This is a genomic window from Haloferula sp. BvORR071 (genome assembly GCF_000739615.1).
Classification (GTDB): domain Bacteria; phylum Verrucomicrobiota; class Verrucomicrobiia; order Verrucomicrobiales; family Akkermansiaceae; genus Haloferula.
The window spans coordinates 74,774-101,492 of record NZ_BATP01000022.1; the positions used below are offsets into that span (position 1 = coordinate 74,774).

General features: G+C 60.6%; 28 protein-coding genes and 1 tRNA gene. 6 read left to right on the forward strand and 23 right to left on the reverse strand.

Annotated elements, in window-relative coordinates; translation table 11 throughout:
• Nucleotides 1-16 precede the first annotated feature (16 nt).
• From BV071_RS10460 to BV071_RS10470, 3 genes are read left to right on the forward strand one after another with little or no spacing between them, the layout of a single operon-like run.
• A complete protein-coding gene (locus BV071_RS10460) occupies nucleotides 17-853 on the forward strand; it encodes a CheR family methyltransferase (protein WP_035606136.1) in 837 nt (278 codons plus the stop codon).
• Nucleotides 850-1,449, forward strand: coding sequence for a chemotaxis protein CheB (locus BV071_RS10465; RefSeq protein WP_035606140.1), 600 nt, complete (start codon nucleotides 850-852; stop codon nucleotides 1,447-1,449). Before BV071_RS10460 ends, BV071_RS10465 begins: the two co-directional genes overlap by 4 nt.
• Nucleotides 1,449-3,011, forward strand: a complete 1,563-nt coding sequence (locus tag BV071_RS10470) for a response regulator (protein WP_035606144.1) — start codon at nucleotides 1,449-1,451, stop codon at nucleotides 3,009-3,011. Before BV071_RS10465 ends, BV071_RS10470 begins: the two co-directional genes overlap by 1 nt.
• An 8-nt stretch (nucleotides 3,012-3,019) precedes the next feature.
• Here the strand turns inward: BV071_RS10470 and BV071_RS10475 are convergent, their stop codons facing one another.
• From BV071_RS10475 to ccoG, 5 genes are all read right to left on the reverse strand, one after another.
• A complete protein-coding gene (locus tag BV071_RS10475) occupies nucleotides 3,020-3,949 on the reverse strand; it encodes a helix-turn-helix domain-containing protein (protein WP_052573137.1) in 930 nt (309 codons plus the stop codon).
• The gene (locus BV071_RS10480) at nucleotides 3,894-6,272 is read right to left on the reverse strand and encodes a heavy metal translocating P-type ATPase metal-binding domain-containing protein (protein ID WP_052573138.1); all 2,379 of its coding nucleotides are present in this window, start codon (nucleotides 6,270-6,272) and stop codon (nucleotides 3,894-3,896) included. Before BV071_RS10480 ends, BV071_RS10475 begins: the two co-directional genes overlap by 56 nt.
• A gap of 70 nt (nucleotides 6,273-6,342) precedes the next feature.
• Nucleotides 6,343-7,050, reverse strand: coding sequence for a sulfite exporter TauE/SafE family protein (locus BV071_RS32790; RefSeq protein ID WP_052573139.1), 708 nt, complete (start codon nucleotides 7,048-7,050; stop codon nucleotides 6,343-6,345).
• Nucleotides 7,051-7,084: 34 nt separating this feature from the next.
• Nucleotides 7,085-7,255, reverse strand: a complete 171-nt coding sequence (locus BV071_RS35290) for a hypothetical protein (protein ID WP_265594308.1) — start codon at nucleotides 7,253-7,255, stop codon at nucleotides 7,085-7,087.
• Nucleotides 7,252-8,652, reverse strand: a complete 1,401-nt coding sequence (gene ccoG, locus BV071_RS10490; protein WP_035606147.1) for a cytochrome c oxidase accessory protein CcoG — start codon at nucleotides 8,650-8,652, stop codon at nucleotides 7,252-7,254. Before ccoG ends, BV071_RS35290 begins: the two co-directional genes overlap by 4 nt.
• A gap of 701 nt (nucleotides 8,653-9,353) precedes the next feature.
• Between ccoG and BV071_RS10495 the strand changes: the two genes are divergently transcribed.
• A complete protein-coding gene (locus tag BV071_RS10495) occupies nucleotides 9,354-10,286 on the forward strand; it encodes an IS110 family transposase (RefSeq protein ID WP_035606150.1) in 933 nt (310 codons plus the stop codon).
• A 75-nt stretch (nucleotides 10,287-10,361) separates the two neighbouring features.
• Here BV071_RS10495 and BV071_RS10500 read toward each other — a convergent pair whose 3' ends face one another.
• From BV071_RS10500 to BV071_RS10525, 7 genes are all read right to left on the reverse strand, one after another.
• Nucleotides 10,362-10,559 carry a hypothetical protein gene (locus tag BV071_RS10500; RefSeq protein WP_035606153.1) on the reverse strand — a complete coding sequence of 66 codons (198 nt, stop codon included), beginning with the start codon at nucleotides 10,557-10,559 and terminating at the stop codon, nucleotides 10,362-10,364.
• 31 nt (nucleotides 10,560-10,590) lie between these two features.
• Entirely contained in the window at nucleotides 10,591-11,214 is a 624-nt protein-coding gene (locus BV071_RS10505; RefSeq protein WP_035606155.1) for a cbb3-type cytochrome c oxidase N-terminal domain-containing protein, read from the reverse strand.
• On the reverse strand, nucleotides 11,204-11,461 hold the full coding sequence (locus BV071_RS10510; RefSeq protein ID WP_265594309.1) for a hypothetical protein: 258 nt from the start codon (nucleotides 11,459-11,461) through the stop codon (nucleotides 11,204-11,206). Before BV071_RS10510 ends, BV071_RS10505 begins: the two co-directional genes overlap by 11 nt.
• An 88-nt stretch (nucleotides 11,462-11,549) precedes the next feature.
• Entirely contained in the window at nucleotides 11,550-14,105 is a 2,556-nt protein-coding gene (ccoN, locus tag BV071_RS10515) for a cytochrome-c oxidase, cbb3-type subunit I (RefSeq protein ID WP_075090882.1), read from the reverse strand.
• Complete coding sequence (locus tag BV071_RS35295; protein ID WP_265594310.1) at nucleotides 14,102-14,263, reverse strand: hypothetical protein; 162 nt, start codon at nucleotides 14,261-14,263, stop codon at nucleotides 14,102-14,104. The genes ccoN and BV071_RS35295 overlap by 4 nt, the downstream gene beginning before the upstream one ends.
• Before the next feature lie 22 nt (nucleotides 14,264-14,285).
• Nucleotides 14,286-14,819 (reverse strand): hypothetical protein, encoded by a 534-nt coding sequence (locus BV071_RS10520; protein WP_035606161.1) that lies wholly within the window; start codon nucleotides 14,817-14,819, stop codon nucleotides 14,286-14,288.
• A gap of 13 nt (nucleotides 14,820-14,832) precedes the next feature.
• Nucleotides 14,833-15,081, reverse strand: a complete 249-nt coding sequence (locus tag BV071_RS10525; RefSeq protein WP_035606163.1) for a hypothetical protein — start codon at nucleotides 15,079-15,081, stop codon at nucleotides 14,833-14,835.
• A gap of 229 nt (nucleotides 15,082-15,310) precedes the next feature.
• Between BV071_RS10525 and BV071_RS10530 the strand changes: the two genes are divergently transcribed.
• Nucleotides 15,311-16,012 (forward strand): alpha/beta hydrolase, encoded by a 702-nt coding sequence (locus tag BV071_RS10530; protein ID WP_052573140.1) that lies wholly within the window; start codon nucleotides 15,311-15,313, stop codon nucleotides 16,010-16,012.
• Nucleotides 16,013-16,222: 210 nt separating this feature from the next.
• Here BV071_RS10530 and BV071_RS10535 read toward each other — a convergent pair.
• Nucleotides 16,223-16,297, reverse strand: a tRNA-Arg gene (locus BV071_RS10535).
• A 142-nt stretch (nucleotides 16,298-16,439) separates the two neighbouring features.
• On the opposite strand from BV071_RS10535, the gene BV071_RS35300 reads away from it, so the two are divergent.
• On the forward strand, nucleotides 16,440-17,027 hold the full coding sequence (locus tag BV071_RS35300; RefSeq protein WP_265594311.1) for a hypothetical protein: 588 nt from the start codon (nucleotides 16,440-16,442) through the stop codon (nucleotides 17,025-17,027).
• A 1,629-nt stretch (nucleotides 17,028-18,656) separates the two neighbouring features.
• On the opposite strand, the gene BV071_RS10555 is transcribed toward BV071_RS35300, so the two are convergent.
• The 10 genes from BV071_RS10555 to BV071_RS10605 all read right to left on the reverse strand — a co-directional run bounded on the left by BV071_RS10555 (nucleotide 18,657) and on the right by BV071_RS10605 (nucleotide 26,685).
• Entirely contained in the window at nucleotides 18,657-19,268 is a 612-nt protein-coding gene (locus BV071_RS10555; RefSeq protein WP_035606176.1) for a CHAP domain-containing protein, read from the reverse strand.
• Between the two features lie 67 nt (nucleotides 19,269-19,335).
• Nucleotides 19,336-19,671: a DUF1353 domain-containing protein gene (locus BV071_RS34230; protein WP_035606827.1), complete on the reverse strand. Its 336-nt coding sequence runs from the start codon at nucleotides 19,669-19,671 to the stop codon at nucleotides 19,336-19,338.
• Nucleotides 19,672-19,879: 208 nt separating this feature from the next.
• Nucleotides 19,880-20,845, reverse strand: a complete 966-nt coding sequence (locus BV071_RS10565; RefSeq protein ID WP_035606182.1) for a hypothetical protein — start codon at nucleotides 20,843-20,845, stop codon at nucleotides 19,880-19,882.
• 63 nt (nucleotides 20,846-20,908) lie between these two features.
• Nucleotides 20,909-22,345: a hypothetical protein gene (locus BV071_RS10570; protein ID WP_035606185.1), complete on the reverse strand. Its 1,437-nt coding sequence runs from the start codon at nucleotides 22,343-22,345 to the stop codon at nucleotides 20,909-20,911.
• On the reverse strand, nucleotides 22,342-23,133 hold the full coding sequence (locus BV071_RS10575; protein ID WP_265594312.1) for a hypothetical protein: 792 nt from the start codon (nucleotides 23,131-23,133) through the stop codon (nucleotides 22,342-22,344). The genes BV071_RS10570 and BV071_RS10575 overlap by 4 nt, the downstream gene beginning before the upstream one ends.
• Nucleotides 23,134-23,159: 26 nt before the next feature.
• On the reverse strand, nucleotides 23,160-24,743 hold the full coding sequence (locus BV071_RS10580; protein ID WP_035606191.1) for a tape measure protein: 1,584 nt from the start codon (nucleotides 24,741-24,743) through the stop codon (nucleotides 23,160-23,162).
• A gap of 219 nt (nucleotides 24,744-24,962) precedes the next feature.
• Nucleotides 24,963-25,358, reverse strand: coding sequence for a hypothetical protein (locus tag BV071_RS10590; protein ID WP_035606200.1), 396 nt, complete (start codon nucleotides 25,356-25,358; stop codon nucleotides 24,963-24,965).
• Nucleotides 25,355-25,780, reverse strand: a complete 426-nt coding sequence (locus tag BV071_RS10595; protein WP_265594313.1) for a hypothetical protein — start codon at nucleotides 25,778-25,780, stop codon at nucleotides 25,355-25,357. Before BV071_RS10595 ends, BV071_RS10590 begins: the two co-directional genes overlap by 4 nt.
• Nucleotides 25,781-25,851: 71 nt before the next feature.
• Nucleotides 25,852-26,223, reverse strand: a complete 372-nt coding sequence (locus BV071_RS10600; protein WP_035606206.1) for a hypothetical protein — start codon at nucleotides 26,221-26,223, stop codon at nucleotides 25,852-25,854.
• 21 nt (nucleotides 26,224-26,244) lie between these two features.
• Complete coding sequence (locus tag BV071_RS10605) at nucleotides 26,245-26,685, reverse strand: hypothetical protein (RefSeq protein ID WP_035606208.1); 441 nt, start codon at nucleotides 26,683-26,685, stop codon at nucleotides 26,245-26,247.
• Nucleotides 26,686-26,719: the final 34 nt, after the last annotated feature.

Sequence of the window (26,719 nt, forward strand, 5' to 3'; positions counted from 1 at the left end):
CCACGCCTCCCCGTCCATGAAGAGCGACGTCGCCATCACTGAAGACCTCGAGCTGCAATTGCTGCTCGACGCCATCTACCGCAAGTACCACTACGACTTCCGGGAATACTCCCCCGCCTCGCTCAAGCGCCGTCTCACCCAGGCCAGGACGAACTTCGCCTGCGAGAGCCTCTCGCAGCTCCAGCACCGCGTGCTGCATGAGCCGGGCTTCCTCCCGCAACTCCTGCCCTTCCTCACCGTGCAGGTCAGCGAGATGTTCCGGGATCCCTCTTACTTCCTCTCCCTGCGTCGCCAGGTGATCCCCCACCTGATGACCTATCCCTCGCTCAAGGTCTGGGTCGCCGGTTGCAGCACCGGTGAGGAACTTTACTCCTTGGCCATCCTCTTCCGCGAAGAAGGCTTGGAAAACCGCACCATCTTCTACGCCACCGACATCAATACCGATGCCCTCGCCCGTGCCGAGGCCGGGGTCTACGAACAGGACCGCATCGCCCTCTTCACCGAGAACCACCGTCGCTCCGGCGGCAAGTCCTCGCTCTCGGACTACTACACCGCCGCCTATGGCCGCGCGGTCTTCGACAAGAGCCTGCGCGCCCGCACCGTTTTCTCGGACCACAGCCTGGTTTCGGATGCGGTCTTCGCGGAGACCCAGCTCGTTTCCTGCCGCAATGTGCTCATCTACTTCAAGCGCGAGCTGCAGGACCGCGCCATCGGCCTCTTCAGCGATTCGCTCGTGCGGAAGGGCTTTCTGGGCCTTGGCTCGAAGGAAAGCCTGCGCTTCTCTTCGCGCGCCAGCGACTTCACCGAGTTCGATCGCGAAGAACGGATCTATCAGAAAACCGCCGGCTTATGAGTGATGAGCCTTCCATCACTCGGGGAAATCAGTCCGCCGTGGTCATCGGCGCCTCGGTCGGTGCCATTGAGGCCCTCACCGCCATTCTGCCAGCCTTGCCCGCGACCTTCCTCTTGCCGGTCCTGGTCGTCGTGCACATCCCGCCGGACCGCAAGACCATACTCCCCGAGCTCTTCGCCTCGCGCTGCCATTTGCCGGTGAAAGAGGCCGAGGACAAGGAGCCCATCCGCGCCGGCACCATCTACTTCGCCCCCGCGAACTACCACCTCCTCGTCGAGCCCGACTTCCTGCTCTCGCTCTCCAACGATGAACCCGTCCTCTACTCCCGTCCGGCCATCGATGTGCTCTTCGAGAGCGCGGCGGATGCCTATGGGAGCGACTTGACCGGCGTGATCTTGACCGGAGCCAGCGCCGATGGCGCGCAGGGCTTGAAGGCAATCGTCGCGAATGGCGGGTCAGCCATCGTTCAAGATCCCGCCACCGCCGAGGGCACCGCCATGCCCACCGCCGCCATCGAGTCCTCCCCGGCCGCCCGCATCCTCCCTCCCGACCGGATCGCCGCCGCTCTGTTAGAAGCTTGTATTTCCGAATCCTGATGAAGTCCCCGGTCAAGTTCCTCCTTGTCGACGACCTCGAAGCCAATCTGGTGGCGCTGGAGGGTCTTCTGAAGCGCGATGGCCTGGAACTCTTGAAGGCGCGCTCCGGCCCGGAAGCCCTGGAGTTGCTGCTCGTCCATGATGTCGCGCTTGCCTTCCTCGACGTCCAGATGCCGGAGATGAGCGGCTTCGAGCTCGCGGAGCTCATGCGCAGCACCGAGCGCACCCGCCGCGTGCCGATCGTCTTCCTCACCGCCGGCGTCGTCGATCACGAGCGCCGCATCCGCGGTTACGAAAGCGGCGCCGTCGACTTCCTGCCGAAGCCGATCGACCCGAACAACCTGCTCAACAAGGCCGCCATCTTCTTCGAGCTCGCCAAGCAGCGCGAAGACCTGCGCGTCGCGAACGAACAGCTCGCCAAGAGCAACGCCGACCTCGAACGCGCCGACCGCAGCAAGGACGAGTTCCTCGCCATGCTCGCCCACGAACTGCGCAACCCGCTGGCCCCTCTCCGCAACTCCGCCAAGATCCTGCAAGCCCCCGCCGCCAAGCCCGCCGAACGTGAGCGCGCCCTCGCAATGATCGACCGCCAGCTCGGCAACCTCGGCCACATGATCGATGACCTCCTGGACGTCTCGCGCATCACCGAGGGCAAGATCGAGCTTCGCAGCGAGCCGGTGGAACTCAATACAGTCCTTTTCTCCGCCGCGGAGATCGCCCGCGCTTCCTGCTTTGCTGCCAAGCAGAGCTTCGAACTCATCCTCCCTCCAGAGCCCGTCTATCTCGAAGCCGATCCCACCCGCTTGGAACAGATCGTCGGCAACCTCCTGGTGAATGCCTGCAAGTACAGCGGTGAAGGCAGCCACATCAGCCTCTCCGCCGTCGTCGAACAAAACCAGGCCATCATCCGCGTGAAGGACAATGGCATCGGCATCGATCCGGAATTGCTCCCGCGTATCTTCGACCTCTTCGTCCAGGCCAGCCGCACCATCGACCGCGCCCACGGCGGCCTCGGCATCGGCCTAACCATCGTGAACCGCTTGGTGAATCTCCATGGCGGTACCATCGAGGCCCACAGCGACGGGCTCGGCCACGGCTCCGAATTCATCATCCGCTTACCGGTCCTGGCAGGCCACATCGAATCCGCACCCACCCATGATGGGGCCGTCTCCGACATTCCCACCGGAGCCCTCAAGCTCCTGATCGTCGACGACAACCGCGACTCCGCCGAGAGCATGGCCCTGCTCCAGGAACTCAACGGCCACGAAACCCGCGTCGCCCACAACGGCGAAACCGCCGTCACCATCGCCCTCGACTTCCTGCCCGACGTCGTCCTCCTCGACATCGGCTTGCCCGGTATGGACGGCTTCGAAGTCGCCCGCCAAATGCGCCAATCCCCCGCCCTACGGCGCAGCTACCTCATCGCGGTCACCGGCTACGGCAGTGAAGGCGACCGCAAACGCGCTTTCGCGGCCGGCTTCGACGAACACCTCGTCAAACCCGCCAACCTCACCGTCCTGGCGAAGCTACTGGACCAGCGCAAGCAACAGCCCGTCGGCTGAGGACAGTCTCAGTCCTCCGCCTCTTCCAATTTCTCCCTCCGCCAGGTCGTCGGCGACTGCCCCACGATCTTCGCGAAGCTCCGGTTGAACTGGGACAAGGACTGGTAACCCACCTCGAAGGCCACTTCCGAAACCCGTCGGTCGGATTTCAGCAGCTCCTTCTTGGCCCGTTCGATCCGGCAGCGGTTCACATAATCCGTCAGCGTCAGCCCCGTCGCCTCCTTGAATAGGCGGCAGAAGTGCGACTCGCTCAAGCCCGCCTCATGCGCCACAGCGCCCAGCGGCAAGGGGTCATCCAAATGATCGTGGATATAGCGCCGCGCCTTCGCGATCGCCGCCGGCTCCCGCCCTTCTTCAATGATCGCCAGCGACTCTGCATGACGCCCCAACTGCTCCGCGAAACTCTGCAGCAAGGTGATCATGCTCGCATATCTCTCCGGCTCGACCGAGCGCGTCTGCAGATAAGCACTGCGCAATCTCTCCGTTGCCTCCTCATCCAGGGTCTTGCGGCCCAAGCTGCCTAGTACCTCTTCAAACTGTGCATTATCCGGCGTGCGAGAAAACACCTGCCCGGTCTTCAGGAAACCGACGATCGAACTCCCCAGCTTCACCGGTACCGCAGAGGCGCTCAGCCCCGCGAAGCAATGGCACGACGACGGACCATTCACCCGCGCCTCCGCAATCAGCTTTCTATTGGTGTCGATGCAGGCATGACAGGCGCTCTTGCACAAATTCAGCGCCTCGCAGAAGGGGCTGCGGTTCACGGACTGATCATCCAGGCACCAGTCATCCGGGTCCGCGCCCACCAACCGCAAGGGCAAGCCCGTGGCGGTTCGGAAGGCATCCTGGTAAACCCGGAACAAGTCCGACTGCTTCAGCCGCTCATGCAGCGTGGCCTCGAACTGAGTGCTCGTCTGCTTCTGGGTGGATTGGGACATCGGATTGGGCTGCATAGCGACCATGATCGTGTTTCTTTGGGTTTTCAATCCAACAAGTGCGTGCACCCGTGGCGGCGAGAAGAATTGATATGACAGAACTCAGGGGCATCAGCACCGCCGCCAGCAGCGGGTTCATCCCCGCACTGGCCGATAGCGCGACTACCGCCAAGTTATAGGCAAGGGCAAAGGCAAAGGCCCGGCGCACCCCGCGCGCCCTTGCGTCCGCCGCAGCGAAGAGTTCGGTAAGATATCCCATCCCGGAGCCGAGCGCATAGAAGTCCGCCTTTGACTCCAGCAGGCTTCGGTCGACCACCGGCGTGCCGGTCACAAAGGCCGCGTCGAAGGCGAGCGAATCGTTCGCCCCGTCTCCCAAAAACAGGGTCGTCCCCGGGCCTTTTTGGCCCACAATCCGTGCCTTTTCCTGCGGTGAAAGCCCGCCTTTGGCATGCTCCGGGGATAGCTTCAGGACCCGCGCCAGCGCTTCCACCTTCTCCGGGGAGTCCCCCGAAAGGATGTGCAGCGTCAATCCCCGCGCCCGCAAAACATCCAGAGCCTGTGCCACTCCTGGCCGTAGCGAATCGGTGAAGCGGAAGCGCGCGATCACATGCTGGCCGTGACGTAGCTCGGTGCCCCCCTCGCCCTTGCCTAGGAACCACTCCCCGTCCTCCGCCGTGTAGCGCACCCCCGTGCCCGGGATCTCCTCCACCGCCACTGGCCCCAGCGCTTCCAAGAGCCGCTGCCCGCGCAACCCCAGCGCTTCCAATAGGCTGCGCGACACCGGATGCAGCGAACCGCTGGTCAGACGAGCCAATGCCAGGGCCGCTGGCGTCTCCAAGGCTGTCACCGTGGAGGGATCCTCCAGCACCGGCCGCTCCAGGGTCAGGGTCCCGGTCTTGTCGAAAATGATGTGCTTCACCCGCCGCAGCCGCGGCCAGAGGCTGGCATGGCGGGCAAAGGCACCAGCTCGGGCGAGCCGGGTGGCGGCCCACTCGTCTGCGAGCGGGACTGCCACGCCGAGGGCGCAGGGGCAGGAGACGACGAAGACAGAAATCATAGCCTGGAGGCCAAGATGCCAGTCGCCGCGCAGCGACCAGACAGCAAAGACAACAAGACCCAAGATCAACACGATCGAGAGGTAGACGCGCAGCAGGCGCAGGAAGAGCGGCGAGCCTCGGTCCGCATCCTGGCCGGCTACCAGTTGGCGGATCAGTGAGTCTTTCCAAGCCTCGTCTGCGGTTACGGAGACGGCCTCGCGGCCCAGCAGGATCGCTCCGGCGGGGAGGCGTGCTCCGGGCTGGAGGGTCACGGGATCAGCTTCGCCGTGGATCCACTCCAATGAGACTTCCGCGCGCCCTTCCGCGAGTATGGAGGAGACTGGTAGTGCGCGGCCCGGCTCCAGTGCGAAGCGGGTGCCGGGCGCAAGTTCTTCCAACAGAACGGGGCCGGTCGGAGTGGCGACGCTTTCCGGCAGTGGCGAGCGGCGGACGAGGCGCTGGCGGTTGCGCGCCACGGCAGCGGTCTGAACACGGCGGCCCAGCAGCATCAGGAAGGCGAAGGTGGCGACAAAATCGAAGTAGAGCAGGCGCTCATCGCCCGCGATCCAGCCGTAGATCGAGCCCAGATAGGCGGCGATCAGGCCCAGGGCAATCGGCAGGTCGATGTGCAGGGTCCCTTGGAGCAGAGCCTTCCAAGCACGGCCCGCGAAGTAGCCACCGCCGACGAGCATGGCCAGGGAGGCGGAGCCGAAAGCGATCAGGCGGAAGAGTCCGGCGAACTCAAAGTCGGCGGGCATGCCGAGATAGGTCGGCAGCGAGAAGCCCATCGCATTGAGCATGAAGGCACCGCAGAGACCGAGGCGACCGGAGAGCTCCGCCGTGGAGCGGCTCTCGCCGACCTTGGTGGCAGGGGCTATCACGTAGCCGAACTGAGCCAGATCGCGGGCAAAGGTGGGCAGGTCACAAGCCGAGTCGCGCTGCCATTCGAGGTGGAGGCGGCCGTTGGCTGGATTCGCCACCGCACGGACGGCGCCCGGCACGCGCTGGAAGAGCCTCTCGATCAGCCACACACAACCGATGCAGGAGATGCCTTCGACCGCGCAATCCAGCTCCGCCACCTCCGCAGAGGCGGGAAGCCATGAAAAATCGTGGGTTTCGAAGGGCCGGCTGCGGACCGGTGCGGTCTGGCTACCGCCTTGCAGGTCATAGAAGCGGTCAAGCCCTTGGCCGCGAATCATTTCCGCCACGAACTCGCAGCCCCTGCAGCAGTAGCGCTCCTCAGCATTCCTTGCGGTGAAGCGGGTGCCACAGTGATCGCAGGCGGGCATTGCGGCAGAACCATGCTCAAATCGCCTGCGGGCGGCCACGCACTACTTGCGGCAAGCCGCGCATATTCCGCTAAGGGTTGGCGGGATGGCAGCAGGAGGGCAGCTCCTTGGTGACGGGCTCGTTACCCGGGAGCGGCAGGGTGCCGTGGAGACGCCAGGCGAGGACCAGAGCCGCGGTGAGGGCGAAGCCGCGCTGGATGCGGCTCAGGAGCGCGGGAGAGCGGCGGGAGCCGAGGCGCTGGATGCCGCGCTGGGCGAGCCACAAGAGCGGGACTGTGCCGAGACCGAAGGCGAGGGCAAGTTCCGCACCGCGGGCGGCACTGCCGGCGGCGAGGAGGGCTATGAACATCGCGTAGAGAGGACCGCAGGGCAGCAGCGGGGTGAGGAGCCCGGTGACAGCTCCACCCGCGGTGAGGGGCAGGTTGCGGGCCCGGAGACGGACACGGAAGGCGAGGCGCTGGAGGAACAGCGGGCGCGGGATCTTCTTCTCCAAGCCGGTGGCGAGGATCAGAAGGGCGATCACCATGGTCCAGGGCAGGATCACGGCGGGGGAATCAAAGAACCAGTGGAGCGGTTCTTTCCCGAGGCCGCCACAGATCGTGCCGATCAGGGTGTAGGAAAACATGCGCCCGGCATGGTAGGCGGAGGCGGCGGCGAGGCGTTCGGCATCGGTCTTTGCGAAGGTGCCGAGACCGCAGGCGAGAGGACCGCACATGCCCGCGCAGTGCAGGCTGGTAGCCATGCCGGCGAGAAGAGCGCCTGCGAGGGTGAGGTCCATGGGGTGTCAGGGTGGAAGGGAGACCACGAACCATTTACTTCGCGGAGGCTTCGATGACTTGGGGGCCTTGCTTGATGGCCACGACAATGAGGGCGGCCCATGCGGTGCAGAGCAGGGCGAAGGCGAAGAAGACGAAGAGCCAGGGGTGGCGGACGAAGAAGCCGGGTTTCGCTTGGGCTTCGGCGACGGCGGTGGGCGCATTCATGGTTGGCTGGTGGTGGATGGACCGAGGAAGCGGAGTTCGTGGGTAAGGACGACATCACCCGGCTGCATGCGGGCTTCGAGCTTGAGAGTCACGGGGCCGGTGTAGTCGGCCTGGGGGGCGAGGATGATGGCGGGCTTGCCGGCTTCGCCACGGGGCGGAATCTGCACGGTCTCACCGGCGCCGCTGAGAGTGAAGCCAGGAGGCGCGTCGCGGAGCTGGAGGGTGAAGCTGGCAGGCTGGTTGCGCTTGTTGTGGATGCGGACCTGGTAGTGGTTGCGGACGGTAGTACTATCCGAGTAGTACGGCTGGCCGCGCATGCGGGTGAAATCAGCGGTGAAAGGCTTGGCGCGCTGCCAGGCGGTGATGGTGAAGACGGTGAAGCCGAGCATACCCATGGCCGTGTAAACCAGCACGCGCGGGCGGAGGATCTTGCGGGGCTTGCCTTGCAGGCCATTTTGCGAGTCGTAGCGGACCAGGCCCTTCGGCCGGTCGATCAGGGTCATCACGTCGTCGCAGGCATCGATGCAGGCGGCGCAGCCGATGCACTCGAGTTGCAAGCCGTTGCGGATGTCGATGCCGGTGGGACAGACGTTCACACAACGGCGGCAATCGATGCAGGCGCCCTCCGCCTTGCCCTTCGGGCCGCGGGGTTCGCCGCGCTTGGCATCGTAGCCGATCGCCACGGTGTCGTCATCCGTGAGCGCGCTCTGCAAGCGGCCGTAGGGGCACATGATCACGCAGAACTGCTCGCGGAACCAGCCGAAGCAGAACCAGAGGATCAGGGTGAGGAAGAGGACGGTCCCGAAGGCGGTGGCGTGGGCCAAGGGTCCCTCCTGCATGTGCTGGTAGAGCCGCGGGATTGAGACGAAGTAGGAGAGGAAGACGTGCGCAATCAGCGCCGAACAAATGAAGTAGAGAGCGTGCTTGGTGCCGCGGCGCAGGAGCTTGCCGGCGGACCACGGCGCGGTATCGAGGCGGCGGCGGGCAACAGCATCCCCCTCCGTCCAGCGTTCGATGCGGCGGAAAACGTGGTCGAGGAAGACCGTGTAAGGGCAGGCCCAGCCGCACCAGAGGCGACCCAGGAGCGCGGTGACGAAAAAGAGGGTAAAGCCGAGGCCGGTGATCCCGAAGAACATCACCCAGAGATCCTGAGGGACGAGGGTCAGGCCGAAGACGTGGAAATGGTTGTTTTCCAAGTCGAAGAAGAGGGCCGGGCTGCCATTGATCTGAAGCCAGGGCAGGAGGACGTAGACGGCGATGAGGAGCACCGCGGTGACACGGCGGCCACGGGTCCACTTGCCTTTAACGTCCGCAGTGTGGATGTAGTAGCGCGAGCCGTCACTGTTGATGGTGGTGACGGAGTCGAGATTCGGCTGTTTGCGGAGGTCTGAGGCCATCGATCAGCGGCGTGGCGAACGAGGGGAAGATGGCGGATTCAGGGAGGAATGGCTACGCATGGGATGGCGGGGACTGCGCGGATCTTGTGGGGGGGCGCGCCGCCGGAGGAGGCTTGGCCACGAAATGGCGTTCGGAGAGAGGCACTCCGCGGGGCGGCTGGAAGTGGCCGCCGAGGGGGGCTTGGGGTGAGGCGGGCAGTTGGGGTAGCTTCGTCCGCCTGAAGGCGGGACTACTTACGCTTGATGGCGGGCTGCTGGGGATTGTTCGGGCCGACTAAAGTTGTCCGCAGAAGGTGGAGTGGAGTCGCGGACCAGCTCCGCTGCGCTCCGGTTGGCGCACCCAGTGAGCCGTTCGTTGGGCGTGACTTGGAGAGTGGGTTCGCTCGACCGTCCTGTATGTTTGGAAATGCCGCGATTGAACCCTGATCCGCCGAGGGTGGCTGCCGAGAATGGGCCGGAACGGAGCTCGTCGGAGGAAGCCACCCTCGGCGGATCGCCGGGAGGCACCTTGTGTGTTCCCATCGCGGCCGCCCCGGGAGAATGCGGGCGGGGGTAGCTTCCCCGCCCGCAGCGGAAACCTTCAGGCCGGGACCGTCCAGGATCTTGAATCCGTCGCTTAGCGTATGGCCGTTGGTTTCCGCTCCCGGTTCAATGCTCGAACCACTGCATGGGTCTTTGAACCCGCATTACAAGACTGAGACATGAACCGCCCTACTCCTACCCATATCGGCATCGACGTGTCAAAGCCGCGCCTCGACGTCCACATCCCCGACCACCCTCACCTGGAGGTCGCCAACACCGCCAAAGGATTGGAAAAGCTCTTCGCCACCCTCAAGAACGTGGAAGCTCCCCACCTCGTCTGCGAATCCACCGCAGGCTACCAGAAGCTCTTGGCCGCCACGGCACTGCGGAACGATGTGCCCGTATCGGTCGTCCAGCCGGCACGGGTCCGCTACTTCGCGCTGGCCGCGGGCATCCTTGCCAAGAACGACCGCATCGATGCCGCCCTCCTGTCGCGATACGGTGCCACCCTCAAACCCGTCGCCATGGTTGCGCCCGAACCCGACGCCGTCGCGCTCCGCCAAATGCTTGAAGCACGCCGGGTGCTTGTCGAACTCATCACCGACACCAACAACCGCCTCGAGCACGCCGAGGGCTTCCTGCGCCAGACGCTGGTGAAACTGCTGCGCTCGACGCAACGTCTGCTCGACAAGGCCGAGGCCCGTATCGACAAGCATGTAAAGGAATCGCCCGTGTTGGCGGCGAAATCCGCGCGCTTGCGCCAGCTCAAGGGAGTGGGGCCCGTCCTCGCCGGCACCATTCTGGCCTTCCTACCCGAACTGGGAAAGCTGCCCGACAAGACCGTATGTTGCTTGGTAGGAGTTTCCCCGCTCGCCAAGGACAGCGGTGCCAAGCGCGGCAAGCGCAAGATCCGCGGAGGGCGTGGAGCCGTGCGCAAAGTCCTCTTCATGGCAGCGGTTTCAGCGGCGCGCTCCAACCCGGTCTTGAAAGCCTTTTATGATCGTCTCACCGGGGCAGGCAAACTCGCGAAAGTCGCCATCACTGCCGTGATGAGGAAGATGATCACCGTCCTCAACAGAATGCTCGCAGACCCAGATTTTACCCTTGCTTAAAAACACCACTGCTAAGCGGGCCGGAGGCGCCGCGCTCCCAGCGGGCAGGCATGAGGCGGGCGGTCGCGGTGTGGATTACTTTTCTTCGGGGATGGTAGCGGGACCGAGGCGGCGGCGGGAGCAGCGCTCCCATTCTTCGTGAGAGCATTCGCTGACGGAGCAGTTGAACTCGCAGCGGGCAAGTTCGTCCGGGACGGCCTGGACGAGGTGCTTGAGGATCCGCTCGCGGAGAGTCGGTGGCGCTGTGGTGTCTGGCTCGGGGTGTTGGTTCATGTCGCAGGGGGACGGATGAGAACGAGCGGTCTCAATTGCCGAAGTCCTTCGGATTCATCGAGATCAAGTAAGCGGTGAGTTCGGCGACTTGCTTGGGGCTGAGGACCTGGCCCCAGGCTTGCATGCGGGCGCCATTGTAACCGGCGGAAGCGGCAGGGGTGCCCTCGTTGATGAGCTTGAAGATCTCCATCGGCTTGCCGCCGTATTCCCAGTGGCCGTCATTGAGCGGGCGGCCGGGAAGCGGGACCTTGTTGCCGCCGGCTTCAAGGGTGGCACTCAAGTCCGCGGCGTGGCAGGCGGCGCAGTTTGTGCCGTAGGTGGTGGCGCCGGCGGCGACGATGGAGGGATCCGCGGCCCACTTCGCGACCAGGGTCTGATCGTCGAGCGTGGCGAGCGTGGCGGCCAGTTCCTGGTCCTTCTTCTCCTGGATGGCGGCGAGCTGTTGCTCGATGCCCTTTTGATCGGTCTGGTAGATGCCGGTGTAGTAGTAGAGAACCCAGTAGCCGACGAACCAGACGATGCCGCCGTAGAAGGTGAAGAGCCACCAGTTCGGCAGCTTCTGGTCGAACTCCTGGATGCCGTCGAACTCGTGCTCGCGGAGAATCACTTCCCCCTTCTCCTTGGCGTAAGATCCGCGCTTGATTTCAGGGTTCATGGTGGTCTCGGGATTCGTTGGCTTCGGACTTGGACTCTGGCTCATCGGAAAGCGGCATGCGGGAGAGGTGTTCGCGGTCGCCAGGCTTCATTTTCAGGGCGCGGATGGTGGCGACGATGAAAACAAGGGCGAGCACCGCAAAGGCGATCATCGGGACGATCGAGGCCCATTCTTCGAGGATGACGCGCTTGAACATAAGCGTGGTGAGGTGGCTTGGCTTGAAGGTGAGGAAAGGGATAGCAACCACGGACGGGGGTCCTGAACCCCGGGCTCAGGGGCCGGCACCCGCCGGAACCCCTGCGGTGTTTTGCTGATTCAAGTAGGTTCCCGGCTGTTCAGGAGCCATCCGTGGTTGAAGGGGATGCGGCTTGCTCGACTTCGCGGGCATGCTCGGTGATCTTGCGGTAGCTATCGGGATCGAGCGGCACGGCTTCGGGGATCGCCTTCTTGTCAATCTCGTGGTAGGTGCCGAGCTTCTGGACGTAGGCGATCAGGGCAACGACCTGGCTCTCCGAGAAGTGGCGGAGGAGTTCGTCCTTCGAGGCATTCTTCATCGGCTCGTAGCCCACGGGGGCGTCGCCTTCAAAGAGGGAGCGGGCGATGGCCATGCCTTGGTCGCGGGCCTTTTGCTCGATCTCGTCCTTGGTCCAGGCCGGGAAGGGCACGCCGAGGCGGCGCTGCACGGCAATCTTCTCCGGCAGGGATTTGAAGTCGGTCTTCTGCTCGTAAAGCCAGGGGTAGCAGGGCATGTTCGAGTCATCATTCGCCCAGCGCGGGTTCATGAAGTGGAACCAGTGCCACTTGTTGTCGCGCTTGCCGGCGCGGACTTCCGTGGAGCCGGTGACCAGCGGGCCACCCTCGCGGGCGAGGTCGGGACCGGTGCGCTTCGAGCCCCACTGGTAGGGGTGATCGTAGAGGGACTCGCCGAGGTGAGAGTAGTCGTCCTTCATGCCAGCACGGCCGTAGCGCATGACATCCGGCACGAGGGTGCGGATCATCTGCGAGTGGCAATTGTAGCAGCCCTCGCTGACATAGAGGTCGCGGCCGGCGAGTTCCAGCGGGGTGTAGAGATCCTGAAGGCGGCCCTCGACGTTCTTCTCGCGGTTCACCAGCAAAGAGGGAACGATCTGCACGCTACCGCCGATGGCGACCGCGACGAAGGTGAGGATGGTGAAGGGCAGGTAGTTCTTCAGCAGGCCATCGTGCCAGCGGTCCCAGGCGAGGCCCTCGCGCTTGAAGGTGCTGACGGCCTTCGCAACGACGAGGAGCGCGCAGACAAGCGCCGCGATGTCCGCGCCCTTCGGCAGGAAGAACCAGAGGACCATCATCAGCAGGCCGAGGAGGGTGTAGCCGACCGGCTTGCGGAAGATCACCTCGCCGAGGCGCAGGCGATCGTGATCGCGCTCCGGCACGGTGACTTCGACGGTATCGTCCGTCGCCTGACCCGAGCGCGCGGTCATAAAGATATTCACCGCGCACATCACGAAGCCGGCGAGGTAGAAGCTGCCGCCGACCGAGCGCAGGACGTAGGTGGGCTGGATCGCCTTCAGGGTCTCCACGAATTCATACTTCAGCGTGGTGCCGCCCTCCGCGACCTGGCCGAGCATGAGGCCCTGGGTGATACCCGCGGTCCACATGGCGGCGACGTAGAGAAGGATGCCCACCAGCCCGATCCAGAAGTGCATGTTTGCCCATGAGGTGGACCAGAGCTGGGTCTTCCACAGGCGCGGGGCGAGCCAGTAGAACATGCCGGCGGCCATGAAGCCATTCCAGCCGAGGGCACCGGCGTGGACGTGACCGATGGTCCAGTCCGTGTAGTGGGAGATGGCATTGACCGCGCGGATCGAAAGGAGCGGGCCTTCAAAGGTGGCCATGCCGTAGAAGGTGATGGCGGCGGCGAAGAACTTGATCACCGGATCGCTGCGGAGTTTCGCCCATGCCCCGCGCAGGGTGAGCAAGCCATTGAGCATGCCCCCCCAGGAAGGGGCCCAGAGCATGAGCGAAAAGAGCATGCCGAGCATCTGCAACCAGCGCGGCAAGGACGTATTCAGCAGGTGGTGCGGCCCCGCCCAGATGTAGATGAAGACGAGCGACCAGAAGTGGATGATGGAGAGCCGGTAGCTATAGACCGGGCGGTTCGCTGCCTTTGGCAGGAAGTAGTACATGATCCCCAGGATCGGGGTGGTGAGGAAGAAGGCGACGGCATTGTGCCCGTACCACCACTGCACCAAGCCATCCTGCAGGCCGCCGAAGATGGGGTAGGAATGGGTCCACGAGGTGGGAATCGAGAGGTGATTGACGACGTAGAGCATCGTCACCGTGACGATGGTGGCGATGTAGAACCAGAGGGCGACGTAGAGGCTGGGCTCATTCCGCTTCGCCAAGGTCCAGAAGAAGTTGATCCCGAAAATGACCCAGACGAGGGCGACGGCGATATTGATGGGCCAGATCAGCTCGGCGTATTCCTTCCCGCGGGTGAGGCCGGCGGGGAGGGTGATGGCAGCGGCGAGGATGATGAGCTGCCAGCCCCACATGTGGATCTTGGAGAGCAGATCGGAGGCGGTGCGGACCTTGCAGAGCCGCTGGGTGGAGTAGTAGATGCCGGCGAAGGCCATATTCCCCACGAAGGCGAAGATGACCGCATTTGTATGCAGGGGACGGAGGCGACCGAAGGTGAGGTAGGCAACACCGTCTGCCTTGAAGGCTCCGCCAGTGATCTTCTCAAGGAAGCCCCAGAGGTGACCGTTCATCTCCCAGGTCGAAAGCTGGGTGGCGCAGATGACGCCGACAAGCATGCCCACGATGCCCCACGCAATGGAGGCAATCATGAACTGCCGCACTGTGCGGTTGTCGTAGGTGATGGTGGTAGTTCGGGCAGTGCTGGCGTTCATGATTTGCGGGGCGTCTCGGTCTCGTCGTCGAGAGGAAGCAGGGAATCGCGTTCGGGCGAAGAAGAGCGGCGGGAGCGGATGAACTCGCCCGCGAAGCAGAAGATGAAGATCCCGGCGAGGCAGGAGCTCACCAGGATGGTAAGGGCGATGACGTTCATACCAGCGGTCGGAGGTCGGAGATCAGCGGGCGGTGTCGGCGAGGCGGGCGTCGGCCCATTCGAGATAGGTATCGCCAATGATGGCGGGCAGGGAGTGGCCGCTGAAGTGCTCCGGGTGGAGGATGAGGTGGAAGGTGTCGGCGGTATCGGCGGTGTCGGGTGGGGTGCCGAGCCAGATGCGGAAGATCCGGGGGGAGCCGGTGCAGGCCTGCATGGCGGCGGCGCCCTCCAGGACGGCATGGCCGCGGGCGGCGAGGGCGGAGAGGACCTCGCCACGATGCGAGCAGGCAGCGCCGACGAAGGAGCACTGGCAGTCACGCTCGATGCCAAGGAGGCTGCGCTGGGTGGCTGACTCAGCGATGAGGGTCATGAGCTCCGGGGCAAAGGCGAGCCAATTGCCATGGGCGTCTTCATCGAACTCATTCAGGTGGCGGGCGACCGCAGCGGCGAGGCCGGCGGGCAGCTCGCGCTGGCCGTGAATGACGATGGATGGCGTGCCGGCCGCTGTATCGGCGAGGAGCCAGCGGTGGAAGGTGCCGAGGTCCGTGGCTTCCATAATGCGGCTGAGATTAGTTCCGTGCAGGCGCGGTGGCTGCGCATGGGGTGCGAATTTCCGCGCAGATTTTTTCGCGGGCGGGCGTCAGGAAGCGCGGCGCGGGGTGGTGGTCCTCGATGATTTCGAGGAAGGGGCCGGCCTGGCCTTGGTGCTGCTCGAGGTGGCAGCGGATGCCCCTGCGGCGGAGGGCGCGGATTTCGAGGGCGGCTTCGCGGTAGGCGGCGAGGGGGTCGGCCAGCGGCAAGATGACGGTGGCATTCATGCTGACAGGAAAGCACGGGAATCCCCTGCCCTGCTGCCGGTGGATTGTGATTTGCTGTGCGTTTTTTGCCGGGCGTTTTTTTGCCGGGTGCCGTGGGCGCAAGATCCGCATGGGATTTGAGAGGCGGCGCGGGGGAAAGAGACAGGGCCCGGGCTTAGCTATCCTTGTCGCCAAATCCCTGCGGCGCTCGCGGCCACGGCGACCCATCAACACGCACCGTCATAGAGCCATGAACACATCTGCTTCCGAAAGCTCGATCGCCTGCACGCAGGTCCCCTGCGGTAGAACCAGCATCCACGGCGAACTCGCCATCCCAGAGGACGCCCGCGGTTTGGTCGTCTTTGCCCATGCCACCCGGGGAGGCTGGACGAACACCAGCAACTGGGCCATCGCCTGGAAAATCCATCATGCCGGCTATGCCACGCTGCTGCTGGATCTGCTGACCCCGGAAGAGGCCACGCTGGAAACCGCCAAGGAATTCCTGGGCTCCGAAGTGGCCCTTCTAACAGAACGGCTGGTCGCCGCGATCCGTTGGGCGCGGAGCCGGAAGGAACTCGCGGATCTCCCGGTCGCTTGTTTCGCATCGGAGGCTGCGGCCGCAGCCGCGCTCCACGCCGCGGTCCTGCTACCTGAGATCCGCACCGTGATCGGCCGCGCCGCGCGTACCGATCTGGTGGACGAACCGGAGAAAATGCCGAGCCTGCCGGTACTGCTGGTGGTGGGTGAGAACGACCGGCGAACGCTGAGATCGAACCGTGAATACACCAACTATGCCCCGGCCAGGCACGTGGTCCGGGTCATCCCAGGGGCGACTCACCGCTTCCCCGAAAGGGGCGCGCTGGGCCAAGTGGCCAACCTGAGCCTGGCGTGGCTGGAGCAGAAGCTGCCCAAGCTGATGCCGAGCGTTGGAAAGGGCTGGAGCGGCTTGTGAGCGTCTCCAAGGCGAGGGCTCAGGGGAAGGCGGCCCGGCATCGGCCGCCGGCTCTTCTTTTTGGAAGTATCCCCAAGAGGAATCGAACCTCTATCTTCAGTTTAGGAAAACTTGGTCGATTTCACACAACCCATTGACCAACAGGAATATACAAAATCCCCTTCCTTAGCGTTTCCCTTAAACCCTGAAGCCCTAGGTTTCTTGGACTGTTGGTATCCCCACCGGGAATCGAACCCAGATTTACCATTTAGGAAACGGTTGTTCTATCCGTTGAACTATGAGGACGCGGCGGAAGTGTCCCCTGAGAAGGGCGGGCCTAGCAAGTGGGAAATGGGGTCCTCCCCGCACTGTCATAGATCGCGTCTCGCAGCTAAAGCTTCGAGCTTGAACCCAGTCTACCCTATCTCCAGAGTCAGAACTAGCCCCCATGAAGCCTGCTGCATTTGTTTCAATTCTCGCTGCTACTGTCGTTGTGTCCGGAGCCACAGGATACTGGGCGGGACGGAAAAGTGTCGTTCCCGCCCCTCTGCAACGGTCGGTTGAATTAGCTCCAGCATTACCCGAAAAATTCCAGAGCAGACTTTCGGAAGTACTAGAGACGGCGAGCCGCCTTTCCTCTGCTACGAAAAGCGGAATCTCACTGAACCAACTGAATGAATCCATCCAAAAGCTCCAAGGTGATTTGGACCTAGCGAAATCAATCTGGCCTGCTGACAAACTACAAGAACAGCGGCTTGCCTTCGAGCAACTATTGGCCCTCTACCAGTTCTCAGCGAAAATTCACGAGAAGTCGCTTAGAAGTCAGACGATCAGGCTATGGTTTAGCGAACACCCAGAAGCGGAAGATTTTCACAAGCGTTACCCAACATTGGAAGTGGGCACCTCCATGGGAGGGTCGGACGAACACGGCATTCTGACCAATAATAAAAATCTGGTAACGCTGTGGAACGACGCTTCGGATCGGGTAGAGAAGCTTCAAAGAGAGGTTGAACCCTATCTGCAAACCAAAAACTAGGGTGGGAGCCTTGCCTTACCGTGGCTTGCTCTGCGGCAAGCTAGGCGGCGCACGGCGACGAAATCCGTCGGTTGACTGGCCTAAAGACGGTGTAACTTTGCAGGGCCATGAGCTTCCCTCTTCCATACGCTTCGCTCCTTGAACTCCGTGTGGCTGTCAGCCTACAGCATGCCGTCCGCTTCACCTTCCGTGGGGCTGAATGGACTGTGGAACCGCACGAACTGGCACAAGCCCCCAAGACCTTCGCAATCATCCTGCGCGGATGGGTTCAAGAAGGGCCTCTGGCGGGCTCTTGGGCCGTCTTCCGTTACAGCGATATGAGGAAGCTCGAAATCCTTCCCGATTGCTTTGCGCCGCGTCCCATGCCCCTTCGCTTTGAGAATTGGGACCCGAAGGACAAGAAGAGAAGCGGCGCGCCTGTTTAGGCCGGTGGTCCGTTCCCGCGAACCTTTTGCTCTGCCACTCTCCCTAGGAAGGCCAAGAAGCTATCATTCGGCGGCCCGCCCTCGCCTCTGGTGAGTGCTTCGGCGGTGTCCTCAATGGTTCGCAGCTTCTCAATGATCCCGCCGCCTTGATTTAGACGAGCAGCAAGGGCGAGCAGCACGCCAAGGGAGTTTAGTTGTTCCAACCGTTGCGGGGTCCATTCTGCGTTCATTGGGGAGGCCCGTTGTCTATCAGCCGCGTCAGTGAGAAGCAAGCGGCCCCGTGAATGCCCGTCCACGAGACCGCCGCTCATCAACCGAAAAATTGCAGGCCGGGGAGGATTCCCACGAACCGATCCCCGACCCGCTTGGGTTTTACTAGACCTGACATATTGGGAAAACGGGCCGCGCCTTCAAGGATAGGTTCACTGCATTTTCGCGCCTAGCCGCGAAAGGGGTAGAACCCTTGGACAGCGGGCTTCTTTGGATACCCTTTGAAACCCGCCGCCCTTTGGGGGGAAGAATTAAGAAACGTGAAGACTTTAAGGCAGTCTTCGAAGAAAATTCAACCCTTAACTGGGAAGCTTGATCGCTTCCAAATGGCTTCTAAACTCCTCTTCCGTCAATGTAGTAAAAACAGACCTTTTCGAGCCATCTTCAAAATGGAAAACCGCGTCTGTGGCTCTTCCCCCGAATACCCTCGGTTCAATTTCCACAATACGCTGTGGGTTGGAGCATCCGTCGATGGCGCGCCAAAACGCGTCCACAAGGGGATTGTCCGGTCGAAGGTGTGAAAGCATGCTGCGCATTGAAGCAAAAAGGTTAAGAAACGTCAATAACCCGCCTGCCCCCTTCACACTGGAAAAGGGCTCCTCGGTCGTCTATAGGTGCGGCGTGACCACGATTACCGAAGCTGAGGGATATCTGGCGCTTGGTTTGGTGCAAGACGCTTGGGAAGCACTTGAAACGGTCCCCGTGGAGATCGGAGCATCGCGACGGGGGCTGCGAGCTAGGCTTGCCTGTTGCCCTCATGTCCATGCGTGGGAGCTTGGCGCACTCATTGCCGAACTCTTGAAGGATTCCAACGAAGCCGACCGGGAAGCGGCGGCGCGCTTTTACCAAGCCCTCGCGATGCACTGGCAAACGCTGGGTGCCCTCGGCGCGTCAAAGCTTGCCTTGAGCGAAGCGGCGAAAGCTTGGTCGGACTTCAAAGGCGAACCAAAGAACGAACCGCAGAGAGGTTCCGGCGCTTCCTCATCACGGTTCCCCCTTCCCTTTCCCCGGCCCCGTTGGTGTTGCCCTCGATAGCGTCAAAGTTCCCCTTGGAGTCGGAATCACTCGCGGCGATTCCAATGTGACTGAAGCTGTAAATAATCACTTCTCCGCGCTTCACGCTAGAAGGCCCTTTAACGAGCTTTTGTCCTTCTTCCCTTGCCCAGTCCTCGAAACCGAAAGCCGCTGCCGTCTGGGGCCGATCAAAGGCCAAAGAAACCCTCTTGCCGGTTTCCATGAAAACCCAACAAACGAACGCGGCGCACCATGCGGCCCTGTCCTTGTAGCCCTCGGGGTAGTTGGTCGCGGTCCAAAATTTAGCAATGCCGGGACCTTGGTTCTTGCTGGTCTCTGTAACGCCTAGCTGGCTGGCCGCTATCTCGATTAAAAGGGAACCAAGAGAATTTGCCCCGGCCCCGCCCGCCCCCTTCGCTTCCACCGGAAGTGAAAGGCGCTTCTCCAGTGCCGTTAAAGTCTCGTTGCCAATGTCGCCGTCGTCCTCGACTCCAAGGGCCCGTTGTATTGCCTGAATCCGTTCCTTAATCATGCACGGCGTGCGGTAGTCGAAACCGCCTCGGTGGATTTGGAATCCGCCTTGCTCCCGGAGCCCGCCGTTAGTTCAAAGGCTTGTAGTAGCGCCAGCCAAACAAGCGCACTGCCCTGTAAATTGTTTGCCGCTTAAGCCAAGGCACGCCGCATGCGGCCATGCCCTCCAAAAGCAAATCGTCTGCCTCCTTGCGGGTGAAACCATAGGGGCAAGCCGCCGAATAGTTGAGGTCATGAAGAATGCTGCTTTCCATGCCCTCTTCAAAGGGATTGCACCAAGACCAAGCCGCAGACGGGATGCTATAGCCATCGGTGACGAAACCGGCGGGCGCTGTTAGTCTTCCTTTGGAGGAAACAAAAACGAAAGGCTCGACCAACCGGAACAAGCGCGAGCGGCCACGCATGCCCGCGTCCTCCAAGACCAACGGCAAAGGGAAATACTTATTAATACTTACTCCTTCTTTTTGGGTCTAAAGAATGACCAAAGAGCAATGGCAACGCCCACCGTTAGGGAAAACGCCTGCATGTACTCGTTGTAGGTGGAGAGGCTTATGGCGAGGCCCGCGAAGGGCGCGCCAGTGCCAAGAAATAGCTTTGTTAGAAGGGATTCGTTCATCGTATGCGTCTGGCTGAAATGCGGCCTGCTCCCGAAACTCCGCCGTCTGCCATAACGGCACTGGCCATAAGGTAAACGGTGGTGGGGTAGCTGAGTGAAAAGCGCTCCTCGTTGATCGGAAACGAAACCGTGTTGATCCAACCGGCATCCTGTTGGAGCGAACTGCGGGCCTCGTTCGAGAAGCCAACGCCTGCGAAAGATTCCGCGTCGTTCGCCACTGCTGAAAATAGCGCAAGGGTGGCGCTGCTAGTGAAAGACACGTGCCCCCTTACGTCCCAGTCTCCCGGAGTAAGGTTTATGCCCGTTACTGTGAAATAGCCGTCAATGTTTGCTGGCGTTGAACGGCTGGCCTCGATGTATTCCCCAATCTGCCCGGAAGCCGCGTTAGAGCCATCGGTAACGCCTTGCCTCACGCCAATATTATTTCGGGCCTGTGCCTTCTGGCCGCTCGTTAGGCTCTGTGCCTCGGAAAAGAGAACGGCCCGCACTCCAAGCCAATCGTCGGCATCGGGAAGTTCCAAAGGGGTGCCCTCGGAACCTTTAATTACGTCGTTGAGAATGTTTGCCGTGATCGTGCGCGAGCTTTGATAAATGCCGCTTTGCTCCGACCAAGTGATTTCGAGCATGGCGGCCAAGCTGGCAACGTCGTTGCTGTCGTCGCCGTCATTGTTCAATGCATCGTTCAGCGCCTCGGTGTTGAAGCTCGGGGCAATGTAGTAGCTGTTAGAAAGGGACGTGAAATCATCGGCAAAAACCAAGAAATCCCCGTCAAATTTTCCCGATTCCTTGATACCAAAAGCAATGGTGGCACCTGAGGCCAAGCCGGTGACGGCGTTTCCTTTAACAAAAGCCAATTCAAGGTTGGCCGCGTCCCCGCGCTTGAAACTCACGGCATCCACCGGGGCCTTGAATAGCGGATCGGAAACAAATTGGTTAGAGTCTAGGTCTAGGAAAAGCTTCATTACCACGCCGGGCGCGTCAAAAGCAAAAGGGCCGCTCCCCGTGAAGGAAGCGGCCCGAAGGGGTCAAGAAAAGGGGTCTGACTCGCCGTAAACAAAGTTTCGATTTACCTTAACGTGCGCAATGTCTTCCGAAGCAATGCCCGTGTCGTCGATTTCGTCGCCGTAGTCGATTTCGTCGGTTCCAGTCTGGCGTTCCAAGCGAATCAGTCGGCCATTCCGAAAATACAACCTAGCAAGCAAGCCGTAGTCAGCTTCACTCAGCTTCCCTTCCGAGTCGTAAGCAGAAAGCCAAACTTCAATGTTTGCATGCACGCCTTCAAGGTCGGGCGGGGCACTAGCAGAAACATTCGTTACCAATCCATCCTGAACGGAAATACTCACCTTGCTGGCATCGCTGACGCCGCCGTTGTAGCCGTTGCCCTTGATCTCGATTAGTCCCTGATCGTCCTTTAGCTCAACGTGGATTTGGGTGTCTTCCTCCTTCTCGCAAATGCGTCTAAAGTCGATGGTGTCCGGAAGGTCGTCGGGTTCGGTCTCTTCTGACAAAGGTTTAATGAGTGCTTCACCGCGTCCCGTGATCTGCTTAAGGCACCTGAACTCGTGTTTGTCGTCTCCCTTCAAGTAACCTTTGTAAATCTCGCGTTCGGCTCCGACGTTCTTGATTTCGACCAACTGGTTTGGAAGGTAGCGGTTGCCGGTGATTCTCTTTGTGATCTTCACGCGTCCTTCTTCCGTGGTCGTTTCAGCCAAAAGGAAGTAGTATTCCCCGCTCGTTTCCTCGTTGGGTTCGTGGTGGGTGCTATCCTGTGTTGAGGATGAACCTTGGATTTCTGGCGTGCCGGTGACCTTCCCTTTGTGATCGGTTTGCACGTAGAGGTAAATGTAGGGAGCGGCGGCCATGGGTGACGGGTTGGCGTCAATGGCAGTGCCTTCCATGGAGGGAACGTGAAGCTTCACCGGTTCATCGTCCCCGATGTTTTGGGAAACCACGTAGCCGGGGCTGATAGAAATTTTCTGTTCGTCGCCAACGGTGACAACCGAAGCGTGCAATGCGGGTGCGGTGTCGAAAACAAGCGAAGGATGCCTGTTGAGAAAGGTTCTCGTTTCAGTGCCCTCCCCTTCTTCTTCATCGGGCTTTTTAACCTCGATCACCAAAAGGCCCGCGTGCCCTTCATCCTGCCATGAGAGAATGCCGTTTGTTAGGAACAAGTGCTTGTCTTCCTCTACCTCAATTTCGGGGTAGGTGCTCAAGGCATGGTCACCAAAGAAAATCTCTTGAGAGGCAGTGCCGCTAACGATGTAAGACGGTTGAAGAATGAGCCGCCATTTCTCATCGCTGTAGTCTACGCTGATCGGCTCGAAAGGAGGATACAGGCGGTTCTCGCCGCTCGCGTCTATGCCCTTGTAAGGACGGTGCCCGCGCACGGCACTAACAAGCGTGTTCAGCTTTGCTGCGGCCAAGGTTTCCCCGGGTTGGAAAAAGTCAGGGGCAAGCTTCATTCCTCGCCCTCCTTGTAGAGTTCAGCATCCCAGCCGCCGGGGCCGGACAAGCGCCATTCAAGGCTTACGTTGAAGCTATCGCCTTGTTCGTTCACGCTAGCGCCGACAAAGAGCCAATCGCGATCCTGATTCACAGAAGGCGCGCCCTTTGCGGTGGTGACCTTGCCGACCTTATTAAGAACGGCGGAGCTTAGTTGGTGCTTGCTGGTGTATTGGACGCGCCAAATCTGGTTACACGCCAAATAAGAATTAATACCTTTTGCGATCTTGTCCGCCAGTTCGGCGGCCTTCTCATCGGTGAAAGTGAATTTCTTCCCGTTGGCGTTGTCCGTCTTCAAGACGTATTCGCCCTCGGTCTCGGTAGCCTTCATTCGGCCTGCCCGTAAATGGCCAATGTTTATGCGGTCTGCTGCTGAAAGATCCTTGTAACGCCAGTGGGTTTCAATCGGCTCCTCGCTGGTGCTGATCGCTAGCTCCGTGCGGTAGCCGTCGCCCTCTTCATCGTCGAAACCGAATTCCGTTTCATCGGTGCCGCCGCCTACATACTTGCAAAGGATTCTAACCCTGCCGCCGCCGATGTTCTCAACGGTGCTGCTGTCCAAGGTGAGGTGACTTGCCCCGCCGGGAGCAATGCAAGGCGCGCCCTTCTTGGGCCTCAATGCAACCGCGTCCCCTTGAAGGCAGATGAAGCTAACACTAGCCTCGATCTTGCCCTTGTTGTCGGTCGTTTCGCTGTAATCGGCCTGCCATACAAGCTGGCCCGGCCTTAATCCTCTGGTTGTAATCATTCTGACAGGCGGCCCCGTCAAAAAGGTCACGAAAGAACGGCTGCCGTGGTCTTGCCGCTATTGCGTGCGATGGTCTCCAGATAATTGTTCGCCGTCTGTTGGAGAGCCACAAGCGGGTTGCTTGTGAATGCCCGCGCTCCGCCGATTCTCGCAAGAGAGGAAAGCACGGGTTCAAATTGCGCCTGTATGGCCGCCTGCTGCTTTGCCGGTGCCGTTGGGGCACTTGCCTTGCCGGTTTCCGTCGCGGCTGCTGGTGCGGCTGCTGGCTGCTTGGAAAGCTCGTTCCAGCGGTTTTGAAGATCCTTCAAGCGGCCCGAAGTGTCGAAGACGTTCCCAGTGCCTTTGAAGGCGTCTTTAAAGACGTTGCCGGTATCCTTGAGCTTGTCGGCTGCTTCGTTCAATAGCTCCGCGTTCTTGCGTGCGGCTCCCTCCGCGTAATCGGCTGCCGATCTCTCGTTGCTGCCCTGCTGGCTGTCCAAGCCTGCTAGAATCTGTCCCTTGTCGCCCTTCACCATGAAGTCAGGGAGAACGCTGATAATAGCTTTCTGAATGCCTAGGCCCGCCGCTTCAAATTGATTGCGAAGACTGTCCCACATTGCGCCGTTAGAAATGACGCCAAAGACAAGTTCCCCCGCCGCCATGAAGGCGTTAAGGATCACGGCTCCCGCCGCGCTCATCCCTTTGACCAAAAGGTTAACGAAGCTCTGGCCCGCGAGCATCAAGCCGGAGCCGAACAAAGACATTAGTTCCCCGCCTTTGAATGCATTGCGCAAAAAGGTGATGCCCGCCGCCACTCCTTCACCGAAGGCGCGGGCCTTGGCTTGAAGATTTTCTAACAGGCTGATTCCATCTTGGAGGAAAGGCTTAAGAGCCGAAACTATCGGGGCTCCGAAGGCCCTAAGTAAGCCATCCCAAGAATCGGAAATTGTCGAAAGCAGACCGTTAAACGTTAAGCTCTGCTTTTCCATGGCGTTGAATGCCATTCCCCCCTTGCTTGTGAGGTTCTCAAGGACTTTCTGCAAGTCGGCTCCCGTGATCTTGCCTTCACTGCCAAGCTTGCGAACCGCCTTCACGCTATCCACGCCAAGAACCTTTGCGAACTCCTGTAGAGCCGCGCCGCCGAGTGCGTCCCCGATCTGGTTGAGGTCTTCTCCCTGAACAATGTCGCCGCCTTTAATCTTGGCGAACATGCTAGCAAGCTCAGTGATCGGCTTTTGCGATGCGCTCGCAAGGTCACCAATCATTTTTAAAGTCGGGGTAAGCTTCTCCTTCCCAGTAATGGAAAGAAGGGAACGCGCCGCCTGTGTTAGGTCCTCGATTCCATACGGTGTCTGAGCCGCAAGCTTGGTAATGTCGCCCAATACCTTCTTTGCATCCTCGGCACTGCCTAGCAGGGTTTCAAAGGCAACCGTGGTCGCCTCCATGTCGCCCGCCAGCTTCACGCCCTTAAAGGCCGCACCAAGAACGGCCCCAATACTCGCCAGTGCGGCAAGAGGGGCCATTACGGTGCCAACAGTAGCAGCAAGCCCGCCGATCCCGGCGCGCACTGCATTGATACCTTTTTGAAAGCCTGAGGTGTTGGCTTTGAACTGAACGCTAACGGACGCCATATTACGGCCCGTCTGTCAAAGCTTGGCCGCTTTCGCTCAAAGGGGAGCCAACCAACTGAGCGAAGGTCGCCCGTGTTTCATCTTCCTTCCCGCTCACGTAGAAACAGGGAACGTCATAGCTCCTAAGTAGTGCCATGCGGTATTGCCAGAGACGGGCCAGCGGAAGCTCTTCAAAAATGAACTGCTCCGACCAACCCGTTTCCTTGGCCAAGCTGAATGTTAGGTCGGCCGCCCAGTGCCCTTCTTCTGAGGCTTTTTTTTCGTCCCTTCCTCGCGGGCCTCCACCACTGCCGCCGCTACGTTCTCGTTAGACTCGGAAACAAGCGCGCCAAGCTCTTCAAGATCGCCAGCGGAGAAACCTTCGGCAAATTCAAGAACGGCCAAATCCCAAGCGTCCTGATCGCGCAAGAGTGGGAGAACCTGTTTCGCAGAATGCGAAGCAACAAAAAGGAAATCCAACAGGCCGCGCACGCCTTCATCGTTGCCGGTGAAGAATGGGGAGCGGACCTTTTCCAAGATCAATAATGTCTGAGCGGTGAGGGCGCGGTAAAAGGTGCCCTTGAACTCGAAACCGCTTTGCAGGAAGCCCGCAACAAGTGAATCGGTGCGGCTCATAGTTTGCTAAAGATTTTGGTTTGAAGTTCCGGGGAGGCGTTCTCCGGGAGAATGGCAACCTTGCCGTGCTTCTCGACCGAAACGAACGCGATGGATTGCTTAACGGTATCCAACAAGCCTTCGCGGTTGCGGAAGGCGCAAGCAATGTAGGCAAAAGGATGCTCCGGGTGTTCTTGGTGGAACGTCGGGCTTTCCCAAGCCTTCAAAAGGTCCGCGGTCTTGTATTGGCCGCAAATACTAGTCCCCTCGTAGAAGAACGTGTAGTGTTCTCCCTTTACTGAACGGGATTTGATAAAGGGCATTTCACCAACAAAGGGAACGCCCATGGCACTAAGCGCCGCCGCCAGTGCTAAATTGGATGTCTGATAATTCATAGGTTCTGCCCCGGCGCGGCTGTCAAACCCGGGCGAATACGAATTCATTTTTAATCCAGCAAGGGGCCAAAAAAAAGGGCCGCCCCCGGAAAGGAGCGGCCCCGCAAAGAGAAGAGGTGTTAGCTAATGAACGGCCAGTAGGTGGCGGAAATCTCGATTGTTTCGGCCCCTTCGTTGGAAGCCTCTCGGGAGATTTCGTCAATGAGGTAGGTTCCGCCCGTAGCGGTGCCTTTGAAGTGGTCCGGCATGGTGTTAGCCATTACAAGGGTTCCGGCAATGTTACCAGAGAACGCGCTAGAGGTCGGAATCCAACCTTGAATTTTGATCGTGGCCCGTTCGTCCAGAAAGGTCATTCCAACCGTTTCGCCTTGGTGGTTCTTGGTCGGGTAAGATTCCTGAATCCAGTTGTAGGAAATGGAATTAACGATAAGGCCCGTTTCCGCTGAAGTGATGCCGTGCTTTGGGGCTATGCCCGTTTGAGTAGCTGCCATTGATTAAAAAGGTGAGAGGGTTTAACCTGCGACGCTGTCAAACGCGCACGTGAAGGCGTCGAAGCGGACAAAGACAAAGGTTGAAGAATCCTGCTCCTCTCTCTCGGTGCCGCGCACGTATAGCCGTATGAGGTGGAAGCCTTTCGCGGGCCGTTCGTCCTCGCCTGCCGGGGCATTCATTGCCGCCTCAAGCGCCGCTCGATCACAAAGAAGGTCGATCACTTCATCCGCTAGGCTATCGGCAAGCGTGTTCCCGCCGTCATCGTAGCCGTTCACGCCAATGCAAACAAAGCCGCTCACGGTGTAATTGCCGGGAATCGTTTCCGTTTGGTTGTCGTTGTCGTATCCAACGGAAATAAACGGAAGCTCTCGCTTCTCGTTAGAGTCGAAAGGAACTACCGGCTCCTCAAAGAAAGGGGCCAAGTAGCTCACCAAGTTTTTAACGGTCTTTTTTCCGGTCATGCCCGGGCGGGCCTGTCAATCGCCGTGGCCTTGG

Coding starts and splice junctions, on each gene's coding strand:
- BV071_RS10460 (WP_035606136.1), top strand. CDS start 17: ATGAAGAGCGACGTCGCCATCACTGAAGACCTCGAGCTGCAATTGCTG.
- BV071_RS10465 (WP_035606140.1), top strand. CDS start 850: ATGAGTGATGAGCCTTCCATCACTCGGGGAAATCAGTCCGCCGTGGTC.
- BV071_RS10470 (WP_035606144.1), top strand. CDS start 1,449: ATGAAGTCCCCGGTCAAGTTCCTCCTTGTCGACGACCTCGAAGCCAAT.
- BV071_RS10475 (WP_052573137.1), bottom strand. CDS start 3,949: ATGTCCCAATCCACCCAGAAGCAGACGAGCACTCAGTTCGAGGCCACG.
- BV071_RS10480 (WP_052573138.1), bottom strand. CDS start 6,272: ATGCCCGCCTGCGATCACTGTGGCACCCGCTTCACCGCAAGGAATGCT.
- BV071_RS32790 (WP_052573139.1), bottom strand. CDS start 7,050: ATGGACCTCACCCTCGCAGGCGCTCTTCTCGCCGGCATGGCTACCAGC.
- BV071_RS35290 (WP_265594308.1), bottom strand. CDS start 7,255: ATGAATGCGCCCACCGCCGTCGCCGAAGCCCAAGCGAAACCCGGCTTC.
- ccoG (WP_035606147.1), bottom strand. CDS start 8,652: ATGGCCTCAGACCTCCGCAAACAGCCGAATCTCGACTCCGTCACCACC.
- BV071_RS10495 (WP_035606150.1), top strand. CDS start 9,354: ATGAACCGCCCTACTCCTACCCATATCGGCATCGACGTGTCAAAGCCG.
- BV071_RS10500 (WP_035606153.1), bottom strand. CDS start 10,559: ATGAACCAACACCCCGAGCCAGACACCACAGCGCCACCGACTCTCCGC.
- BV071_RS10505 (WP_035606155.1), bottom strand. CDS start 11,214: ATGAACCCTGAAATCAAGCGCGGATCTTACGCCAAGGAGAAGGGGGAA.
- ccoN (WP_075090882.1), bottom strand. CDS start 14,105: ATGAACGCCAGCACTGCCCGAACTACCACCATCACCTACGACAACCGC.
- BV071_RS35295 (WP_265594310.1), bottom strand. CDS start 14,263: ATGAACGTCATCGCCCTTACCATCCTGGTGAGCTCCTGCCTCGCCGGG.
- BV071_RS10520 (WP_035606161.1), bottom strand. CDS start 14,819: ATGGAAGCCACGGACCTCGGCACCTTCCACCGCTGGCTCCTCGCCGAT.
- BV071_RS10525 (WP_035606163.1), bottom strand. CDS start 15,081: ATGAATGCCACCGTCATCTTGCCGCTGGCCGACCCCCTCGCCGCCTAC.
- BV071_RS10530 (WP_052573140.1), top strand. CDS start 15,311: ATGAACACATCTGCTTCCGAAAGCTCGATCGCCTGCACGCAGGTCCCC.
- BV071_RS35300 (WP_265594311.1), top strand. CDS start 16,440: ATGAAGCCTGCTGCATTTGTTTCAATTCTCGCTGCTACTGTCGTTGTG.
- BV071_RS10555 (WP_035606176.1), bottom strand. CDS start 19,268: ATGATTAAGGAACGGATTCAGGCAATACAACGGGCCCTTGGAGTCGAG.
- BV071_RS34230 (WP_035606827.1), bottom strand. CDS start 19,671: ATGCGTGGCCGCTCGCGCTTGTTCCGGTTGGTCGAGCCTTTCGTTTTT.
- BV071_RS10565 (WP_035606182.1), bottom strand. CDS start 20,845: ATGAAGCTTTTCCTAGACCTAGACTCTAACCAATTTGTTTCCGATCCG.
- BV071_RS10570 (WP_035606185.1), bottom strand. CDS start 22,345: ATGAAGCTTGCCCCTGACTTTTTCCAACCCGGGGAAACCTTGGCCGCA.
- BV071_RS10575 (WP_265594312.1), bottom strand. CDS start 23,133: ATGATTACAACCAGAGGATTAAGGCCGGGCCAGCTTGTATGGCAGGCC.
- BV071_RS10580 (WP_035606191.1), bottom strand. CDS start 24,743: ATGGCGTCCGTTAGCGTTCAGTTCAAAGCCAACACCTCAGGCTTTCAA.
- BV071_RS10590 (WP_035606200.1), bottom strand. CDS start 25,358: ATGAGCCGCACCGATTCACTTGTTGCGGGCTTCCTGCAAAGCGGTTTC.
- BV071_RS10595 (WP_265594313.1), bottom strand. CDS start 25,780: ATGAATTCGTATTCGCCCGGGTTTGACAGCCGCGCCGGGGCAGAACCT.
- BV071_RS10600 (WP_035606206.1), bottom strand. CDS start 26,223: ATGGCAGCTACTCAAACGGGCATAGCCCCAAAGCACGGCATCACTTCA.
- BV071_RS10605 (WP_035606208.1), bottom strand. CDS start 26,685: ATGACCGGAAAAAAGACCGTTAAAAACTTGGTGAGCTACTTGGCCCCT.